The sequence below is a fragment of the Saccharopolyspora sp. NPDC045941 genome, assembly GCF_056431445.1.
On sequence record NZ_JBWKKU010000048.1, the window covers coordinates 35,116 to 53,412 of the forward strand.

At 71.7% G+C, this 18,297-nt stretch carries 15 protein-coding genes and 1 other RNA gene; 15 read left to right on the forward strand and 1 reads right to left on the reverse strand.

Annotated features, from left to right (window positions below; genetic code table 11):
• The first annotated feature begins 1 nt into the window (after position 1).
• From AC07FN_RS31475 to AC07FN_RS31490, 4 genes are read left to right on the forward strand one after another with little or no spacing between them, the layout of a single operon-like run.
• The gene (locus tag AC07FN_RS31475; RefSeq protein WP_478398880.1) at positions 2-979 is read left to right on the forward strand and encodes a carbohydrate ABC transporter permease; all 978 of its coding nucleotides are present in this window, start codon (positions 2-4) and stop codon (positions 977-979) included.
• Complete coding sequence (locus AC07FN_RS31480; protein ID WP_478398881.1) at positions 979-1,803, forward strand: carbohydrate ABC transporter permease; 825 nt, start codon at positions 979-981, stop codon at positions 1,801-1,803. The genes AC07FN_RS31475 and AC07FN_RS31480 overlap by 1 nt, the downstream gene beginning before the upstream one ends.
• A 6-nt stretch (positions 1,804-1,809) precedes the next feature.
• Positions 1,810-3,063 carry a 6-phospho-beta-glucosidase gene (locus AC07FN_RS31485; RefSeq protein WP_478398882.1) on the forward strand — a complete coding sequence of 418 codons (1,254 nt, stop codon included), beginning with the start codon at positions 1,810-1,812 and terminating at the stop codon, positions 3,061-3,063.
• Positions 3,060-4,055, forward strand: coding sequence for an N-acetylglucosamine kinase (locus AC07FN_RS31490; protein WP_478398883.1), 996 nt, complete (start codon positions 3,060-3,062; stop codon positions 4,053-4,055). The genes AC07FN_RS31485 and AC07FN_RS31490 overlap by 4 nt, the downstream gene beginning before the upstream one ends.
• 344 nt (positions 4,056-4,399) lie before the next feature.
• On the opposite strand, the gene rnpB is transcribed toward AC07FN_RS31490, so the two are convergent.
• An RNA gene (gene rnpB, locus AC07FN_RS31495) (RNase P RNA component class A) lies at positions 4,400-4,794 on the reverse strand.
• A gap of 344 nt (positions 4,795-5,138) precedes the next feature.
• Here rnpB and AC07FN_RS31500 point away from each other — a divergent pair.
• The 11 genes from AC07FN_RS31500 to npdG all read left to right on the forward strand — a co-directional run bounded on the left by AC07FN_RS31500 (position 5,139) and on the right by npdG (position 18,239).
• Complete coding sequence (locus AC07FN_RS31500; protein ID WP_478398884.1) at positions 5,139-7,355, forward strand: ArnT family glycosyltransferase; 2,217 nt, start codon at positions 5,139-5,141, stop codon at positions 7,353-7,355.
• Positions 7,356-7,902: 547 nt separating this feature from the next.
• Positions 7,903-8,196 (forward strand): hypothetical protein, encoded by a 294-nt coding sequence (locus AC07FN_RS31505; RefSeq protein ID WP_132488124.1) that lies wholly within the window; start codon positions 7,903-7,905, stop codon positions 8,194-8,196.
• A gap of 6 nt (positions 8,197-8,202) precedes the next feature.
• A complete protein-coding gene (locus AC07FN_RS31510) occupies positions 8,203-8,712 on the forward strand; it encodes a hypothetical protein (protein WP_478398885.1) in 510 nt (169 codons plus the stop codon).
• Positions 8,687-11,572, forward strand: coding sequence for an ATP-binding protein (locus AC07FN_RS31515; RefSeq protein ID WP_478398886.1), 2,886 nt, complete (start codon positions 8,687-8,689; stop codon positions 11,570-11,572). Before AC07FN_RS31510 ends, AC07FN_RS31515 begins: the two co-directional genes overlap by 26 nt.
• A complete protein-coding gene (locus tag AC07FN_RS31520) occupies positions 11,569-13,500 on the forward strand; it encodes a hypothetical protein (RefSeq protein WP_478398887.1) in 1,932 nt (643 codons plus the stop codon). Before AC07FN_RS31515 ends, AC07FN_RS31520 begins: the two co-directional genes overlap by 4 nt.
• A 103-nt stretch (positions 13,501-13,603) precedes the next feature.
• Positions 13,604-14,182, forward strand: coding sequence for a hypothetical protein (locus tag AC07FN_RS31525; RefSeq protein ID WP_478398888.1), 579 nt, complete (start codon positions 13,604-13,606; stop codon positions 14,180-14,182).
• Between the two features lies 1 nt (position 14,183).
• Positions 14,184-15,269, forward strand: coding sequence for a C40 family peptidase (locus tag AC07FN_RS31530; protein WP_478398889.1), 1,086 nt, complete (start codon positions 14,184-14,186; stop codon positions 15,267-15,269).
• Between the two features lie 43 nt (positions 15,270-15,312).
• Positions 15,313-15,771, forward strand: coding sequence for a hypothetical protein (locus AC07FN_RS31535; RefSeq protein WP_397526294.1), 459 nt, complete (start codon positions 15,313-15,315; stop codon positions 15,769-15,771).
• Between the two features lie 70 nt (positions 15,772-15,841).
• On the forward strand, positions 15,842-16,027 hold the full coding sequence (locus tag AC07FN_RS31540; protein ID WP_093272913.1) for a hypothetical protein: 186 nt from the start codon (positions 15,842-15,844) through the stop codon (positions 16,025-16,027).
• 4 nt (positions 16,028-16,031) lie between these two features.
• A complete protein-coding gene (locus AC07FN_RS31545; protein ID WP_478398890.1) occupies positions 16,032-17,495 on the forward strand; it encodes an RNB domain-containing ribonuclease in 1,464 nt (487 codons plus the stop codon).
• Positions 17,496-17,573: 78 nt separating this feature from the next.
• Positions 17,574-18,239 carry an NADPH-dependent F420 reductase gene (gene npdG, locus AC07FN_RS31550; RefSeq protein WP_478398891.1) on the forward strand — a complete coding sequence of 222 codons (666 nt, stop codon included), beginning with the start codon at positions 17,574-17,576 and terminating at the stop codon, positions 18,237-18,239.
• Positions 18,240-18,297 lie beyond the last annotated feature (58 nt).

Sequence of the window (18,297 nt, forward strand, 5' to 3'; positions counted from 1 at the left end):
CATGGTGGCGACGTTGGAACGGACGCGGCCGGGGCGGGCTGCCCCGGCCCGCGCCCGCACGGCGCGCAACCGCCTGCGGGTGCTGGGCTTCATGGCTCCGTGGATCCTCGGGTTCAGCTGCTTCTTCGCTTATCCGCTGCTGGCCACGGTGTTCTTCTCGTTCACCGGCTACGACCTGCTGACCCCGCCGGAATGGGTCGGGCTGCGCAACTACGCGTACCTGCTCTTCGGCGACCCGGTGGTGCGCATCGCCGCGGTGAACACGATCTGGCTGGTCGTGGTCCTCACGGTGCTGCGCGTGGTGTTCGCGCTCGGCGTCGCCGCCGTGCTCGCCCGGGTGCGCAGCGGCGTCGGGCTGCTGCGCACCCTCTGCTACCTGCCCGCGCTCGCGCCGCCGGTGGCGGCCACGCTGGCCTTCACCTTCCTGTTCAACCCCGGCACCGGGCCGGTGAACGGGTTGCTGGGGCTGCTGGGAATCGACGGACCGCTGTGGTTCAACGACCCGGCGTGGGCCAAGCCCGCCCTGACGCTGCTCACGCTGTGGGGCAGCGGCGAGTTGATGATCATCATGCTGGCCGCGCTGCTGGACGTGCCGCAGGAGCTGCACGAGGCGGCGGCGCTGGACGGCGCGGGCCCGGCACGCCGGTTCTGGCACATCACGCTGCCGTCGATCGCGCCGGTGCTGCTGTTCGGCGTGGTCAACTCGATCATCTTCGCGCTGCAGTACTTCACCCAGGCCGTGGTCGCCGGTTCGGTGGCCTCCGGGCAGGCGGAGGTGGTGGGCAGCAGCAAGGTCCTGGGCTACCCGGACAACGCGACGCTGACCTTCCCGGCCTGGCTCTACCAGCAGGGATTCCACTACTACAACATGGGTTACGCGGCGGCGATGGCGGTCGTGCTGTTCGTGTTCTCCCTCGGGTTCACCGCGTTGCTCATCCGCCGGATGCGCGGCGGCACCAACGCCGAGGAGGTGAGCTGATGTCGCACGGGCGGTTGTACTGGGTCGCGGTGCACAGCATCGGGATCGCGCTCGGGCTGATGTTCTTGCTGCCGCTGGTCTTCGTGTTCCTCACCGCGGCGATGTCCGACCAGCAAGCGCTCACCGCCGACCTGTGGCCGCGGGAGTGGTACTGGGAGAACTTCGGCGAGGTCTTCACCAAGGCGCCGATGCTGCAGTACCTGGCCAACAGCCTGCTCTACTCGGTGCTGGCCACGGCCTTCATGCTGATCTCCAGCATCCCGGTGGCCTACGCGCTGGCGAAGCTGCGCTGGCGGGGCCGCAGTGCCGCGTTCGTGCTGGTGATCGCGGCCATGATGCTGCCGCCGCAGGTCACCGCGGTGCCGCTGTACATCGTGTGGACCCGCTTCGAGCTCACCGGCACGATCTGGCCGCTGATCATCCCGTACCTGTTCGGCGACGCGTTCAGCATCTTCCTGCTGCGCCAGTTCTTCCTGACCATCCCGCAGTCCTATGTGGATGCCGCGAAGGTGGACGGCTGTTCCGAGTTCACCGCGATGCTGCGGGTCGTGCTGCCGATGGCGCGGCCCGGCATCGCCGCGGCGGCGCTGTTCTGCTTCCTCTACACCTGGAACGACTTCTTCGGCCCGCTGCTCTACGCCGGCGAGAGCCAGCAGTCCTGGACGCTGTCGGTGGGGCTGGCGTCGTTCCGCGGCATGCACCGGGTGGAGTGGAACCTGACGATGGCCGCGACCGTGCTGGTGATGCTGCCGGTCATCGTGCTCTTCCTGGTCGCGCAACGAGCCTTCGTCCGCGGTATCACCTTCACCGGAGTCAAGGGGTAGCCAGCGATGAAACTAACTGTGGTGGGCGGCGGTTCCACCTACACGCCCGAACTCATCGACGGTCTCGCGGTCCGGCGGGAGCCGGCCGTCGACGAGATCGTGCTGGTCGATCCGGACGCGGAGCGGCTGGAGGTCGTCGCCGCGTTCTGCCGCCGGCTGCTGCAGGAGGCGGGCCACCCGGCGCGGCTGCGCACCACGCCGGACGTGGTGGAAGCTGCCAGCGGGGCGTCGGCCGTGCTGTTGCAGCTGCGCGTCGGCGGCCAGGAAGCGCGCTTCGGGGACGAGACGTTCCCGCTGGACTGCGGCTGCATCGGGCAGGAGACCACCGGGGCGGGCGGCCTCGCGAAAGCGCTGCGGACCGTCCCGGTGGTGCTGGACATCGCCGAGCACGTGCGGGCCGTCGCGCCGGACGCCTGGATCGTCAACTTCACCAACCCGGTCGGCATCGTCACCCGCGCCCTGCTGGCGGAGGGGCATCGCGCGGTCGGGCTGTGCAACGTCGCGATCACCTTCAGCCGCTGGATCGCGCAGCTGCTCGACGTCACGCCCGACGCCGTCCGGCTGGAGCACACCGGCCTGAACCACCTCACCTGGGTGCGCGGGGTCCGCGTCGACGGCCGCGACGTCCTACCGGAGCTGCTGGCCGAGCACGCCGACGCGCTGGCCGGGCACATCGGCCTGCCGCCCGGCCTGATGCGGCGGCTCGGCATGGTGCCGTCCTACTACCTGAAGTACTTCTACGCCCACGACGAAGTGCTGGCGCAGCAACGCAAATCCCCGCCCCGCGCGGCGGTGGTCGCCGACGTCGAACGCGACCTCCTCAAGCGGTACACGGACCCGTCGGTGACGCGGAAGCCGGAGGAGCTGACGAAGCGCGGCGGGGCCTACTACTCGGAGGCCGCGGTGCAGCTGGTGCACGCCCTGACCGCGGGCGGCCCGGCGGAACACGTGGTGAACGTGCGCAACGACGGCGCGCTGCCGTTCCTGCCGGACGACATGGTCGTCGAAACGAACTCCACTGTGGACTCCACTGGGGCCGGACCAATGCCGGTGCGGCCGGTGGAGCCCGCGCTGGCGGGCCTGATCGGCCACGTCGCCGGGTACGAGCAGCTCGCCCTGGACGCCGCGTTGCGCGGCGGCCGCGACCGGGTCGCCGACGCGCTGCTCGCACATCCGCTGATCGGCCAGCACGCCGTCGCCGACCAGCTGGCGGACGAACTCGTCCGGCGCAACGCACTGTTCCTGCCGTGGGCCCGATGAAGCCCGCAGTGCTGGCCATCGACGGCGGCAACAGCAAGACAGACGTGCTGCTCGTCGCCGCCGACGGTTCGGTGCTGGCCGCCGTGCGCGGGCCCGGCGCATCGCCCCAGCACGTCGGCGTGCGGCGGTGCCTGGACAGCCTCGCGGACCTGGCGCGACAGGCCGTCGCCCTGGCCGGGGTGCCGGCCGCGGAGCCGTTCGCGGTGCACACCGCGGCATGCCTGGCCGGGGCCGATCTGCCCCGGGAGGAGGCCGAGCTCCGCCGGGCGATCGAAGAACGCGGCTGGTCCGACTCGGCGACGGTGGACAACGACACCTTCGCGCTGCTGCGCGCGGGTACCGACGACGGCGTCGGCGTCGCGGTGGTCTGCGGCGCCGGGATCAACGCCGTCGGGGTCGCGCCCGACGGCCGGACCTCCCGGTTCCCGGCGATCGGCCGGATCTCCGGCGACTGGGGCGGCGGTGCGTTCCTCGGGCAGGAGGCGCTGTGGTGGGCGGTGCGCGCCGAAGACGGTCGCGGCGCACCGACCGAGCTGCTGCCCGCGGTGCTGGCCCACTTCGGGGCGCGCACCGCGGCGGAGGTCGTCGAGGCGCTGCACTTCGACGAACTGCCCGCGACCGCGCTGCACGGGCTGTGCCCGGTGCTGTTCGAGGTCGCCGAGGGCGGCGACGCGATCGCCTGCGAGCTGGTCGACCGGCTCGCCGAGGAGATCGGGCTGCTCGCCACCGTGACGCTGCGTCGCCTCGGACTGCTCGACGGGCCCGCGGTGGTGGTCCTCGGCGGCGGGGTGCTCGCCGGGGCCGGGCGGCGGCTGCTGCCGGACATCACGCGGCGCTGTGCGAAGGTCTCGCCGGAGGTGGAGGTCCGCGTCGTCGAGGTGCCGCCGGTGATCGGCGCGGGATTGCTCGGCCTCGACCGGATCGGCGCCGACCCGGCCGCCCTGCACAGGCTGGCCCGGGCAGAACCCCGGCCCGTCGACCAAGGCACCTGAGCACCGGTGGGTCCGCAGTTTCAATGAGCGTTTTTCATCCTGGTCGGCCCGCAGCCGCGGGTCGCGAAGCTGCACGTCGATGGGCTGTCGCATGCGCCGCAGGCGCATAGCCCACCTACGACACCTGCACCGCCGCGGGTTCACGGTGCCCACCCCTCCGGGGTTCCCTCGGCGAGGACGGCCCCTCCGTCGTGTATTGGGCATACATCAGGAGGGGCCCCACAGTCCAGGGAGCCTCTGAGGTTCCGCTACCCGCACCGCCACGCAAAACGAGGTTGGAAAAACCTCAATTGAAACTGCGGACCATCGGATGCCGCGGAAGACGGCCCTCGGACGGGTTGTGGCGGATGAGCCGGCCTGTAAGCCGGATTCTGTTCCCGGGAGCCTTGCGGCCGGCCCGGTCGGTGACCATCCATCTGGGCCTGCCGTCGCCGGCAGGCTCGGTGCGGCCTACCCGCGAACATCGGGCGAGCAGCCCTCGAACGTCCGCGCAGACGCCGCGAAGGCGTCCTCTTGACCTTGCTCCGGGTGGGGTTTACCGAGCCACCCCGGTCACCCGGGGTGCTGGTGGTCTCTTACACCACCGTTTCACCCTTACCCGGCGAAAACGCCGGGCGGTCTGTTCTCTGTGGCACTGTCCCGCGGGTCGCCCCGGGTTGCCGTTAGCAACCACCCTGCTCTGTGGAGTCCGGACTTTCCTCGACGAGATCGCTCCCGCCGCGGTCACCCGGCCGACTCATCCGCGCGTTCGAGTCTAGAGGGTCCGGAGGGCTTTCCGCGCAGGTGGTCGACGCGGGGCCGGGCGCCGCCGCACAAGATCGACCCGGCAATCGGCGGAACCCCCGGGAGGGCTAATCTCTGCGTGCACGCGGATGGGCGTTTTGCGAAGTTCCCCAGCGTGTGCGTTCAGTTGCGGAGGGTGACGGCGTTGGGTTCTTGAGGTCGGGGCGAATCGGTGCCGGTCCGGCGTCGGTTCCTCGGGAGTCCGCAGTCGCCGCGCCGCGCTTCGCGCCGCCAGCCGGCGTCCTCCTTTCTTCTCGCGCGTCGAAATCGGAACGCGCTGATCCACCGTTCGGAGCGAGCATGACGAGATTCGTGGCGCCCAGCGCCGACGAACACGACGAGATACCGGCCGGGTCACCCGCCGAAGCCGCGGCCGGGACGACCACTCGACCGGCCGGCCGGCCCTTGCGGGACGCCGCCGTGTGGCTCATCGGCGGGCTGTCGTTACTCGTCACCGCGCTGTTCCTGGTGGTCAACCTGGCCTACAACCAGTGGCACTTCATCCCGCCCGTCGACGACGCGTACATCCACCTGCAGTACGCGCGGCAGATCGGCACCGGGCACTTCCTGCAGTACAACACCGGAGATCCGATCAGCACCGGCGCGAGCAGCCTGCTCTACGTGCTGATCCTCGGCGGTGCCTACGCGCTGGGCTTGCCGGGCGGGGCCTTCCTGCCGTTCGCGATGCTGTTCGGCGCGCTGTGCATGGCGCTGACCGCCGCGCTCACCTACCGGCTCGGCACCCGGCTGGCCGGCTGCCAGGTCGGCATCTGGGCCGGGCTGCTCGTCGCGCTGAGCGGCCCGCTCGCCTGGGGCGCCACCAGCGGCATGGAGATCGCGTTCGTCGCCCTCCTGCTCGTCGCGCTGCTGCTGGTGTTCACCGCCGAGCGCGCGACGAACCGGTTCCGGTGGACGCCGCTGGTCGCGGTGGTGGCCGCGCTGACCCGGACCGAGGCGCTGCTGTTCGCCGGCGTGCTCAGCCTGGCGATGATCTGGCACGTGATCGCGCACGCCCGCGGCACCCGCGCCGCCTGGCCGCGCGTGATCGGGCGGATCGCCTGGATCGGCCTGCCGGTCTACGCCGCCGCCGGGCTCTACGCGTTCTACTGGGCGGTGACGGGTTCGGCGGAGCAGAACGGCGTGCTCGCCAAGTCGCTGCTGCACATGCCCGCGGTGTACCCGCTGGAAGTCGCGGACAAGGTGCTCAGCAACTTCCGCACCTTCCTGACCGCCTTCTCCGGACTGTCCACTCAGGACTACGTCTTCCCCGGTGCGCTGCTGCTCGCGGTGATCGGCGTGATCGGCCTTTTCCGGCGGTCCCCGCAGTGGCGCGGCCTGGCGCTGGCCGCCGGGATCGGCGTCGTGCTGGTGTTGGCCTCGGTGTCGACGCTGGAGTTCGCCGACGTCCACCACATGCGCTACGTGCAGCCGCTGATGCCGATCCTGCTGCTGTTCGCCGTCGTCGGCATCCACACCGCGGCCCAGCTGTTCACCGGCGGCGCCCTGCGTTCCGTGCTCGCCGGCGGTGTCGTGCTGGCGCTGCTGTTCACGGTCTCCCAGCTGCCCGCGTGGAGCCTGCGGCAGGCCCAGCAGGCGGCCGGCATCCGGGACCAGCAGGTGAGCATCGCCCACTGGATCAAGGGACACCTGCCGCGCGGGGCGAACGTCGCGGTCAACGACGTCGGTGCCATCACCTACTTGTCGGACCGCTACGTGGTCGACCTGATCGGGCTGGCCACCACCGGGTTCGCCACCCCGAACCTGCACGGCGCCGGCAGCCTCTACGAGGAACTGCGGTACCTGCCGGAGGACCGGCGACCGGACTACTTCGCCATCTTCGACTCGTGGAGCGTGCACGGCCTCGGCGAGGCCGGCCTGTTCGGCCGCGAGCTGATCACCTTCGAGCTGAAGTCGCCGACGTTCTCGCACACCACGCTCGGCGGGATGTCGGCCTGCCAGGCCGCGCGGACCTGCACCAAGGTGACCATCTACCAGGCCGACTGGAACGCGCTGGGCTCCGGCGACCAGCCGCTGCTGGCCGCTGACGGGCAGATCCGCGACCGGCTCAACGTCGCCGACCTGCGCGACGAGGAGCGGCACGACTATCAGGTCGTCCCGGCGCACCAGGGCTTCCAGCCGCGCACCCACGTCAAGACGGTCACCGGGCCCGACGGCAGCGACGTCGTCGACAGCGGGCGGCACGTCGTCGGCGGCGAGACCTTCGCCTTCCACGACCTGATCCCCGGCCGCGCGGTGACGATCATCGGCCGCGTCGACGCGACCGAGCCGCTCGGGGCCGAACCGACCGGCTCCCGCGCCGTCCAGGTCTCGGTGCACGGGGAGGTCGCGGGCGTCTGGAACTTCGACGCCGACCCGCGCGGCTGGGTCGAGAGCACCTTCGAGATCCCGGCCGAGCTGGTCACCGACTCGACGCTGACCGTCGAACTGGGCCCGTTGCAGGATTTCCTCGGCCCCTACCCGGATTACCAGTCCTACGCCTACTGGGTGACCCAGTAGCGGACTCGCGGATGCCAACGCCCCGGCCGTCGTGGCTGGGGCGTTTCGGCATTCCGGCCAGTGGAGCGTCCACTGTGTACAATCCTGCCGGTCGCAGCGGCCGCCCTGCCCGTCGGGCGCTGTACCCGAACCGCTACCCTGAGTTGGCGCGTCAAGATCACCTTGCTTCGATCCGGCTCCGCGGCTTCACATTCGCGTGATCCGGTCGGGTGCATCATGACGCGATGTGCGGAAATCCACTGGCTCACCGAAGTCATGCACGGTGTGTTACGAAGGGGCTCGCAAGCGGGTGAACAGCCACACGAATCCAGACCAGAACCGGCCTGGTGGGCGTCCTTTTCCCGGTGATCTGCCGAAAGCGGCCTGCCCGAACGGCCTATTCGCGGCGTGACGGCGAGGACTCCGCGACACCGTTTCCGCCACACCGGAACTCGCAACCACTACTTCTGGTGACCATGTCATGTTCTACTCGTACCTGCGTGCCGGGCCGGGCCCGGCGGGCTGAGGTACCGACCCGACGACACTCCGCGCAATCAGGGGTAAAGAGATGACCGCCATGCCGCTGGAAACACTGGCGCAACTGGACGTACTGGCACAGCAGACGCAGGTGGGCACCGGAGGCATTCAGAGCTGGATCCTCGAGAACCTGCTGCCGCTCCTGCTGCTCACCGTCGCGGTCCTGCTGCTTTGGCTGGGCGGCGGCAAGGGCGACAACGCGGGCGTCATGCGCCGCGTCGGCGGGGTGATCGTCGCGCTCGCGATCATCGGCCTGGCGGTGAACGGGGCGGGCGTGAACATCGGCACGTTCATCGCGGGCCTGTTCAGCACCACCGGCGGGTGATCCGGCGTGCGAATACGGACCGACGACGAGATCTACCGGGTCGACGCGGTCTGGCTCGGCCCGCCCAAGGCGACCTTCCCGTGGCGCGCCCGCTACGTCGCCTGGGGCGTGGGCCTCGTGGTGTTCCTGCTCGTGCTCGCCGTGGAACGCCGGATGAACATCGGCTTCGACTTCTTCTCCACCGCGTGGGCCGTGATCATCACGATCGTCGTGACCCGGATCATCTGCTCCCGGATCGGGCACGAACGACCGCTGGGCGCGGTGCTGGTGATGTGGCTGCGCGAACTCACCGCACCCCGGGAGAAGACGTCCGGCACCGGCGGCGCCGCCAGCGCCGCCCGGATCAAGGTGCGGGCGCAACGGCCTCGGCCCAAGAAGTCCAAGCGGGGACGCCCGGTGCCGCCGCAGCAGCGGCCCGCCCGGCCCAGGCAGCAGCCGGCCGCCCGCAGCACGGTTCCCAGCAGGCGCACGCGTAGCAAGGAGGTTCGCGGTGTTCGGTCGCCGGCCAGGCCGTGAGCGCAACACGCACCAGGTTCCGGGTCCCCGCGGCTCGAACGGCAAGGTCCGCAGCGCGAAGGCCAAGCCGGGCAAACGCGGCCGCGGGCCCGGCGACGAGCAGTCGATCCCGAACTACACGCCGTCGATCGCCGCGCGGTCCATCGACGGCCACCTGCTGCGCACCGGTCAGGACGTGTTCGCCTGGTACCGGCTCTCCCCGCAGCGCTGGTCCTTCCGCTCCGACTCGCAGCGCCAGGACCTGATCGCGGCGATCGCCGGCCAGTACGCCGAGCTGCAGGGCCGCTGGATGCACCTGCGCGTGACCAACCGGCCGTACCCGATCCGGATGTGGGCCGAGGCGCACGTGCACAACTCGCGCTACCCGCTGCCGGACACGCCCGGCGCGCTGTCCTTCGACGACTACATGGTCGGCGAGCAGCAGCAGCTGATGGGCCGCTCGATGGCGGAGAAAGAGGTCTACCTGGGCGTCCAGGTGCAGACCCGCAACGTGGTGGACCGCGCGGTGGAGCGCGCCGCGCCGCTGCTGCGCCGGTTGTTCCCGGAGGCGGTGGACGCCGAACTCGTCGCGCTGGACAGCGAGGTCGAGCACCTGGACCAGGTGATCGGCTCGGCCGGGCTGGACGGGCGCCCGGTGACCGCCGAGGAGATCTCCTGGCTGATGCACCGCTCGTGCTCGCTGGGACTGCCCGCGCCCCGCAACCTGCCCGCGGTGCCCGGCGCGCCGTGGGAACCCGAAGACCTCGCGTCCTTCACCGACGCCTCCGACATGCACCAGGACCCGTACGCGCCGACGGTGACTGTGCGCGGCCGCACCGGCTCGAACGCGGGCGTCACCCGCCACCTAGCGGTGCTCACCGTCGGGCAGACGCACGGCCTGCAGATCCCGGAGATCGACGACCCGTGGGTGCAGCACTCCGACCGGCTGCCCGCGCCGGTCGAGTGGTCCGCGCGCATCTACGTGCGCCGCCCCGAGGACGTCGGCGGCGAGTTGCAGCGGCAGATGAACAAGGTGCGCTCCCAGGTCCGGCACTACACCGAGGAGCACGGCCTGGAGCCGCCGACCTCGCTGGCCCGGCAGGCGGGCCGGGTGCTCGAAGTCGACGACGAGATGACCTCCGGCTTCACCGCGCTGGCCACCCGCGTCAAGTCCTGGTGGCGGCTGGCGGTGTCCGGCCCCACCGAGCGGGACGCGCTGCGGCTGGCGCAGCAGATACTCGATCTCTACAAGCCCAAGATCGGCATAGAGCACCCCGAAGCGCAGTACGCGATGGCGCGCGAATTCATCCCGGGCGAGCCGCTGGCCAACAGCGCCTACCTGCGCCGCGGCTCGGTGGTCTGGGCGGCGTCCGCGGTGCCGCAGGCGACCGCGGAGGTCGGCGACCGGCGCGGCGCGCTGCTCGGCGAGACCTGCACCGCGACCCGGCGTCCGGTGGCCTGGGATCCGTGGATGGCGCAGGAGATCCGCGATGCCTCCGGCCTGACCGCGATGGTCGCCGGGCTCGGCGGCGGGAAGTCCTTCCTGGGCGGCGGAATCGTCTACAAGACGCTGCGCTCCGGCGCGCACTGGACGCTGCTGGACCCGTCCGGCCCGCTCGCGGAGCTGTGCACGCTGCCCGAGCTGAGGCCCTATGCCCGGCCGATCAACCTGCTCAACGCCCAGCCCGGCATCCTCAACCCGTACCGGGTGGTGGCCGAACCGGACCTGGAGCACTTCGTCGACGAGGAGGATCCGGAGCGCAGCTGGCGCCGCGAACGCGCGCTGGCCGCGGCCACCCGGCGCCGCCTGGTGCTCGACGTGCTGACCGGCCTGCTGCCGTACGAGGTGGCGAGGCTGCCGCAGACCCGGATCGTGCTGCTGCGCGCGGTCCGCGCCGTCGGCGGGCGGCCGGACGCCCACCCGGGCATGGTCTTCGAGGCGCTTCGCCGCGACGCGAGCGAGCACCACGAGCACGCGGTGGTGGTGGCCGACTTCCTCGACGAGATCCGGGAACGGATGTCGCTGCTGATCCCCGAGGTCAACGCCGACCCGTACTCGGAGCGGCGCGAGGACCGGCTCACGGTGCTGACCATGGCCGGCCTGACGCTGCCGAAGGACGGCGTCGGCCGGGAGCACTGGACCGACGCGGAGGCGCTCGGCGTCGAGATGCTCAACCTGGCAGCCTGGCTGACGCAGCGGTCGATCTACGAGCGGCCCAAGAACGAGCGCAAGGGCGTGTGGATCGACGAGGCGTTCTTCCTCTCCGAGGTGCCGACCGGCCGCGTGCTGATGAACCGGTTCGCCCGCGACTCCCGGAAGTGGAACGTCCGGGTCCTGCTGTCCAGCCAGATCCCGGCCGACTTCCTGCGCATCCAGGGCTTCGTGTCCCTGCTGGACTCGGTGTTCATCGGCCGGCTGGACGACGAGCAGGCGCAAGCCGACGCGCTGCGGCTGCTCAAGGTGCCGGTCGGCGCCGGGTACGAGCAGGTGGTGGCGGCGCTCGGCCGCCGGCCGGGCCCGGCCCGCAACGCCACCGAACGCGACCGCTCGCCGCGCCAGTTCATCTTCGGTGACGGAGCCGGCGGCGTGGAGAAGATCCGCATCGACTTCTCCGGCCCCCACCTGGAGCACCTGCGCGACGCGCTGGACACCACGCCGGCCGCCGAGGACTACGCCGAGCACCGGTCCCTGGCGCCCGCCGCCGACGGGGCGAACTCCGACTCCGGCGTCCCAGCGCTGGGGTCGGGCGACGAATACCCGGACGACTACGAATCGTTCGACGAGTTCGAGCTCGAAACGGTCGGCATCGGCTACGCCGAGGACGGCAGCGAGCGCTCGACCGGCCGGCCGGGCGAGCGGGGTGGGGAAGACGCGCGGTGAACGGCCAGATCAGCGGCGCTGCGCTCGCGACCGCGCTGTTCGCGCTGGTGGTCGCGATGCTCTTCCGCCGCCACCGGAAGCGGCGTGAGCGGCTCGCCGCGGGAGCTCCGAAGCGCCGCGCGTTCGCGCTCGTCGCCGGGCTGATCGCCATCCAGGCGCTGGTCGGGGCCCCGGCCTGGGGGCAGGGCCTGGACTGCAAGGAAGCACCGAACCCGGAGCGCCCCGGCTCGGGCATGGTCGGCGCGCTGGACCCCGCGCCGATGGGCGTCGGGAACCCGGGCAGCGCCTACGACGAGGTCGGCTATGCGGGGCTGGTCTGGCACACCTACGACCTGGGCTGCGGCCCGCAGGGCGTGACCAACCCGAACGCGCTGGTCGACACGTGGCTCGGCAACGAGATGTTCAACATCGCCAAGAACCTCGTCGGCGCGACCAACGGCCTGCACTACGCGCTGCTCAACGGCGACCTGATGGACCCGCTGGACGACGTCATCGCCACCGGCACCGTCGCGCTCTACGACAGCGTGTTCACCCCGTGGTTCGGGCTGGTCGCGCTGGTACTGGCGATAGTGCTGTTCCGCTACATCTGGTCGGGCGACCTGGCCTCCATCGGCAAGCGCGGCATGTGGGCGCTGGCCGGGCTGTGGTTCGCCTCCGCGACCTACCTGACGCCGCTGGTCTACACGCACGCGCTGGACGACGTGGTGATCACCGGGACATCGGCGGTGCAGGCCGGGTTCCTGCGGGAGGTCGGCGTCGACGAGAGCAACGCCCTGCCCACGCTCCTGCACGACCAGGTCATCTACCGCAACTGGTTGCGCGGGGAGTTCGGCTCTCCCGATTCGCCGCAGGCCCAGGAACTCGGCCGAGAACTGCTGCGCGCCCAGGCGTGGACCAAGCAGGAGGTCAACGCCGGGGCCGACGCCGGTTCGCCGGAGCCGAAGAAGCAGGCGTTCGAGGACGTCGCCGGGAAGATGGGCAGCTCCTACGGTTACTTCCAGGGCGTCGACGGCAGCCGGGTCGGCGCCGGTGTTCTGGCGCTGGTGCAGGGTTTCTCCTACGCGGCGTTCCAGCTGCTGGCCAAGGCGACGATCCTGCTCGCCCAAGTGCTGCTGCGGGTGCTGATCCTGGCGGGGCCGCTGATCGGCCTGGTGGCGCTGATCTACCACCAAGTGCTGCGCACGATCGGCCGGGTGGCCGGCGCGGCGGTGCTCAACGTGGTCATGATCTCGGCGCTGGCCGGGTTGCATACCCTCATCCTGACCTGGGTCTTCGATCCGCTGCGCAACTTCTCCGTGCTGACCCAGATCCTGCTCGCCGCGCTGGTGACGATCGTGTTCCTGCTGGTCGCCAAGCCCGTGCGGCGGATCGGCCAGATGGTCCAGCTGTCGGTGGGCACCGTCAGCCGCGCCGTGCCGCGCGCCCCGCAGGGGTTGTTCTCGCGGTTCCGCGGGCGCCCCAAGCAGGACGAAGAGGACGGCAACTTCTGGGAGCAGGTCCGCGGCATGGACCCCGACGAGGAGTCCGGGACGCCGCAGCGCGGCCGCTGGCGGAGCCGGCCGGAGGCGCAGCACATGTCGGTCGCGACCGCGCAGCGGTTGGACCGCGACGCGCCGTCGGCGGTCGCGTCGGGCGCGAGCGCCGCTCTGCCCATCGGAGGCGCGGTGCGCCGACCGGGTGGTGCGGCGGCGCTGCCGGAGGCGCGGAGCACGAGCCGAGTCGTCGACACCAACCCGGTGGCGGATGCCAAATGGGATGGGATCGACGAAGATCCGGTGCTGATCCCGTCGCGCACGGCGGGCTCCCCGGTGCCCGGCCCAGCGGCGGAGCCGCCGGGACCGCGCCGAGCGGAGATGGAGGTCGTGGCCGGACGTCCGGTCTACGTGGTCTACCGGCCGTCCCGAGGCCTGGAGGTCGCAGATGGCTGAGGAATTGTCGACGGGCTCGTCTTGCGTGGCGGTGCGAGTTGCGTAGGCGGGCCAAGCGGCTGCGCCGCTTCGAAGGTGGCACCTGGCGCAGGAGGGGGAGCTGATGCCGATCCGCACGCACCGCGGGCGGGCCGCGGTGTACCGCAGGTTGTGGGGCTGGCCGCTGCGCTCCCCGAAGCACCTGGTGGGCGCGGTGGTCGCGCTCGCCGCGGTGGCCACGGTCGTCGGCTACCTGCTGCCCGAGCCGGCGCCGAGCACGAACATGGCCGCCTCCCGCACCAGGGCCGCCCAGCACTCGGCGGTCGTGCCGCCGCCGACCCGGGCGAAGGCGCCGCCGACGATCTCGGTGCCGCAGGCCGCCCCGACGCCCGTCGCCCCGGACCCGGCCGGGCTGGTCGTCGTCGAGCAGTGGGGCAAGGCGTGGGTGGACCACCCCGTCGGCGCCGACCGCCAGCAGTGGCTGGCCAAGCTCCGCCCGTACACCACCGACGAGTTCCTCACCGAGATGTCGTCGGTGGACCCGAGCAACGCGGGCAACGTGATCACCGGCGCGGCCAGCGCGGTCAGCTCCACCTCGGGCTCGATGGTGGTGCGGCTGCCGACCGACATCGGCGCGCTGGCGGTGACCGTGAACAAGACGCCGGCCGGTTGGCGAGTCGCCCAGTACGACAAGGAAGGCTGACATGCGGAAGCTCGTGGTTGCGGTCGTCGTGCTCGCGGGTTTCGCAGGTCTGATCGGCGTCGGCGCGGTGACCGCGCTGCTGGTCGGCAGCGGTGGTCGCGGCGCCGGCTGGTCGAATTGCAGCGCCGACCTGGGGCCGTGGGGCGACGGCGAGGGGCGCGGGGAGCGGGACGCCTCGACGCTCACCGACGAGTCGGTCGGCATCGCCCAGCGCATCATCGAGATCGGCAAGCAGCGCGGCCTGCCGCCGCGGGCCTGGCAGATCGCCATCCAGGCGGGCAAGACCGAGTCGAACCTGGCGAACCTGTTCCACGGCGACCGGGACTCGCTGGGCATCTTCCAGATGCGGCCGTCCATGGGCTGGGGCACGGTCCAGCAGGTCACCGACGTGGACTACCAGATCAACAAGTTCTACGACGTGCTGCTCAAGGTGCCCGGCTGGGAGGAGATGCGGCCCGGCGAGGCCGCCCAGCGGGTGGAGCGCTCGGCGTTTCCGCTGCGCTACCACAAGTGGGAGCCGATGGCGGCGCACCTGGTGAGCGTGGAGGGCGACGTCGAGGGCATCAGCGGCTGCGAGGACCTGCCCAGCGCGGGCGTGCTCGCCGATCAGGCCATCAAGTACGCCCAGACCCAGCTCGGCAAGCCGTACGTGTGGGGCGCGGCGGGGCCGGACTCCTTCGACTGCTCGGGCCTGACGCAGCAGGCGTGGAAGGCGGCCGGGGTGGAGATCCCGAAGTACTCGCAGACGCAGTACTTCCAGGGCGGCGTGCACGTCCCGCTGGCCCAGGCGCAGCCCGGTGACCTGGTGTTCTGGGGCTACGGCCGGGACCCGAAGGGCATCCACCACGTGGCGCTCTACCTGGGCGACAACGAGGTCCTGCACGCGCCGCAGCCCGGCGAATCGGTCGAGGTGACGAAGCTGTGGGACGGCGGTCAGCTGCTGCCCACGGTGGTGCGCCCGGCCACCGATCCACCGCCGGCGGCCGAGACCGCGCCGCCGTCGACCGCGCCGGTTCCGCCTGCCGACGCGCCCGCCGACACGCCGTCGACGGGCGTGCAAGCTCCAGCCGCTGGGGGTGCGCGGTAGGTAAGAATGGCGACGGCCTGCTGACCTTCGGAAAGGGTTGACCATGTTCACACCAGACCCGATTCCGCGGCCGTCCGGTCCGCCTGCGTCGAGCACTCCGCTCGGGGACTACCTGGCCCGGCCCCTGCCCGGCGTGGACGCCGGGTACGCGGTGCTGCCGCGATCGCTGGCCGAGGCGATGCCGCTGCCGTGGCAGCACCAGATGAGCAACCTGCTGGCGGAGTTCCACCAGGCGTTCGGGCACCTGCAGTGGCCTGTGTACCGGGTGGTCCCGTCCCGCTACGAGCGGCTGGTGGACCTCGACGACGACCAGCTCGCCGAGGTCGGGTGCACCGTCGAGGTCGACGACAACGGCGAGCTGGAGTACCGGATGCGGGACGGGCGCCGCATCGACAACCCGGAGACGCACCAGGTGCTGGTGTCCTGCCTGGACCCGATCCCGCGCCAGACTCCCGGCGGCTCGCAGCCGACCCCGGCGGCGCCGCCACCGCCGGCTTGGTGAGGTTGGGACATACCGGTCGTGTCGCCGCCTGGCGCGTGACAGGTGCGCGCCGTCGTGCGAGGCTCGATGCATGGGGCGCGGAAGCTGGTACTTCTGTTTGACGCATCGGCAGGTCGAGCCGAAGGCGGGCTGCCGGGCTGCGGAGCGCCTGGGGCCGTACCCGGACCGGGAGACCGCGGCCCGCGCGCTCGAGATAGCCGAGGAGCGGACCAAGGCGGCCGACGAGGCCGACCAGCGCTGGAACAGCGAGGACTGAGCTCGTGGCGGCGGCGGGGACCTCACCGGGTGGCACCGGAGTTGCCGCCGCCTTACCGACCGGCCGAAGCCGGCCGGAACTGGGCTTGGACTTCTCGGCGATCCGCGCCGAGCTGGGGTTGCCCGTCGACTACCCGACCGCCGCGCTGGCCGAGGTGGAGCAGACCGTCGCGCAGCAGGTGCCGACCGGCGCACGGGTGGACGCCACCGACCTCCCGCTGGTGACGGTCGATCCGCCCGGCGCGAAGGACCTCGACCAGGCGGTGCTGGTCCGGCGGCGGCGCGACGGCTACCAGATCCACTACGCGATCGCCGACGTGGCCGCGTTCGTGGTGCCCGGCGGCGCGCTGGACGTGGAGGCGCGGCGGCGCGGGCAGACGCTCTACCTGCCGGACGGCAACATCCCGCTGCACCCGACGCGGCTGTCCGAAGACGCCGCGAGCCTGCTGCCTGATCAGGTGCGAGCGGCGGTGCTGTGGACGATCGACCTGGATTCCGACGGTCTGCCGGTGCGCGTGGACGTCCGGCGGGCGCTGGTGCGGTCGGTCGCGCAGCTGGACTACGACGGGGTGCAGCGCTCGCTGCGGCTCGGCGTCCCGCATCCGTCCATCGAGCTGCTGCCGGAGGTCGGGCGGCTGCGCCGGGAGCAGGCGGTGCTGCGCGGCGCGATCGAACTCGGCCTGCCCGAGCAGCAGGTGGAATCCGACGGGGGCGGTGGGTGGCGGCTGGTGCTGCGGCCGCGGCTGGTGGTCGAGGCGTGGAACGCCGAGATCTCGCTGCTCACCGGCATGTGCGCGGCGGAGATGATGCTGTCGGCCGGGATCGGCGTGCTGCGCACGGTGCCCGATCCGGAGCCGGAGACGGTGGCCGGGCTGCGCCGGTCGGCGACCAGGCTCGGCGTGCACTGGCCGGTGGACACGCCGCCCGCGGCCGCGCTCGCCGGGCTCGACCCGATCCGCCCGGAGGCGCTGGCCGTGCACGTGGCGGCGACCCGCCTGCTTCGCGGCGCCGGCTACACCGCCTTCGGCGACGGGGCGCCGGCGAAGGCCAACCACGCGGGCATCGGAGCCTCGTACGCGCACGTCACGGCCCCGCTGCGGCGACTGGTCGATCGCTACAGCGCCGAGGTCTGCCTGGCGGTGGCATCGGACCGGGAAGTACCGGAGTGGGTGCACGAGGCGCTGGCCGGGCTGCCTTCGGCGATGGGCAGCTCCGACCGGGTGGCCGGGCAGGTGGAGCGGGCCTGCATCGCGCAGGCGCAGGCCTGGTCGCTGGCGTCGCGGGTAGGCGAGGAGTTCGCCGCGACGGTGCTGCGGGTGCCCAACGGCACGGCAGGCGAGGTGTTCGTGGCCGATCCGCCGGTCATCGCGCGGTGCAGCGGCACCGGCCTCGGTGAGGGCCAGCAGGTCCGGGTGCGGCTCGTGGAGGCCGATCCGGTGCGCCGCGACGTCGCGTTCGAAGTGGCCTGACCCACACCCCGTGGCGAATTGCTCTCCTCGGGTCGATCGTGGATTGAGCACGGTCGATGGCGACGAAAGGGGCCGAGGGTGGCTGAGGTGCGGGAGATGACGGTCGGAGTGCTGGGCGGCACCGGTGCGCAGGGCCGGGGGCTGGCGATCCGGTGGGCGAAGGCGGGCCTGAAGGTCGTGATCGGCTCGCGCAACGCCGAGCGCGCCCAGCAGGCGGCGGCCGAGATCGTCGAGATCGCGGGCGGCGACGTCTCCGGCCAGGACAACGCGGGTTGTGCGGCGGCATCGGACATCGTGCTGGCCGCGCTGCCGTGGGAGGGCCACGCGGAGACGCTGAAGTCGTTGCAGGCGGAGCTCGCCGGCAAGATCGTGATCGACTGCGTCAACCCGCTCGGCTTCGACAAGAAGGGTCCGTACGCGCTGCCGGTGCCGGAGGGCAGCGCGGCGGAGCAGGCCGAGCAACTGCTGCCGGAGTCCCGGGTGACGGCGGCGTTCCACCACGTTTCCGCGGTGACCCTGGCCGATCTCGCGGTCACCCACGTGGACCTGGACGTTCTGGTGCTCGGCGACGACCGCGAGGCCACCGACGTGGTCCGCGAGCTGGCCGACGTGATCCCGGGCGTGCGCGGCATCTACGGCGGGCGCCTGCGCAACGCCCACCAGGTGGAGGCGCTCACGGCGAACCTGATCGCGATCAACCGCCGCTACAAGGCGCACGCGGGCCTCCGCATCACCGACGTCTGATCGGGCGACGCGCCCACCGCGCGTCACTACTATCGGCCTCGATCACCCGGAGCCGGCG

Coding starts and splice junctions, on each gene's coding strand:
- AC07FN_RS31535 (WP_397526294.1), top strand. CDS start 15,313: ATGTTCACACCAGACCCGATTCCGCGGCCGTCCGGTCCGCCTGCGTCG.
- AC07FN_RS31530 (WP_478398889.1), top strand. CDS start 14,184: ATGCGGAAGCTCGTGGTTGCGGTCGTCGTGCTCGCGGGTTTCGCAGGT.
- AC07FN_RS31475 (WP_478398880.1), top strand. CDS start 2: ATGGTGGCGACGTTGGAACGGACGCGGCCGGGGCGGGCTGCCCCGGCC.
- AC07FN_RS31490 (WP_478398883.1), top strand. CDS start 3,060: ATGAAGCCCGCAGTGCTGGCCATCGACGGCGGCAACAGCAAGACAGAC.
- AC07FN_RS31540 (WP_093272913.1), top strand. CDS start 15,842: ATGGGGCGCGGAAGCTGGTACTTCTGTTTGACGCATCGGCAGGTCGAG.
- AC07FN_RS31485 (WP_478398882.1), top strand. CDS start 1,810: ATGAAACTAACTGTGGTGGGCGGCGGTTCCACCTACACGCCCGAACTC.
- AC07FN_RS31480 (WP_478398881.1), top strand. CDS start 979: ATGTCGCACGGGCGGTTGTACTGGGTCGCGGTGCACAGCATCGGGATC.
- AC07FN_RS31525 (WP_478398888.1), top strand. CDS start 13,604: ATGCCGATCCGCACGCACCGCGGGCGGGCCGCGGTGTACCGCAGGTTG.
- AC07FN_RS31505 (WP_132488124.1), top strand. CDS start 7,903: ATGACCGCCATGCCGCTGGAAACACTGGCGCAACTGGACGTACTGGCA.
- AC07FN_RS31500 (WP_478398884.1), top strand. CDS start 5,139: ATGACGAGATTCGTGGCGCCCAGCGCCGACGAACACGACGAGATACCG.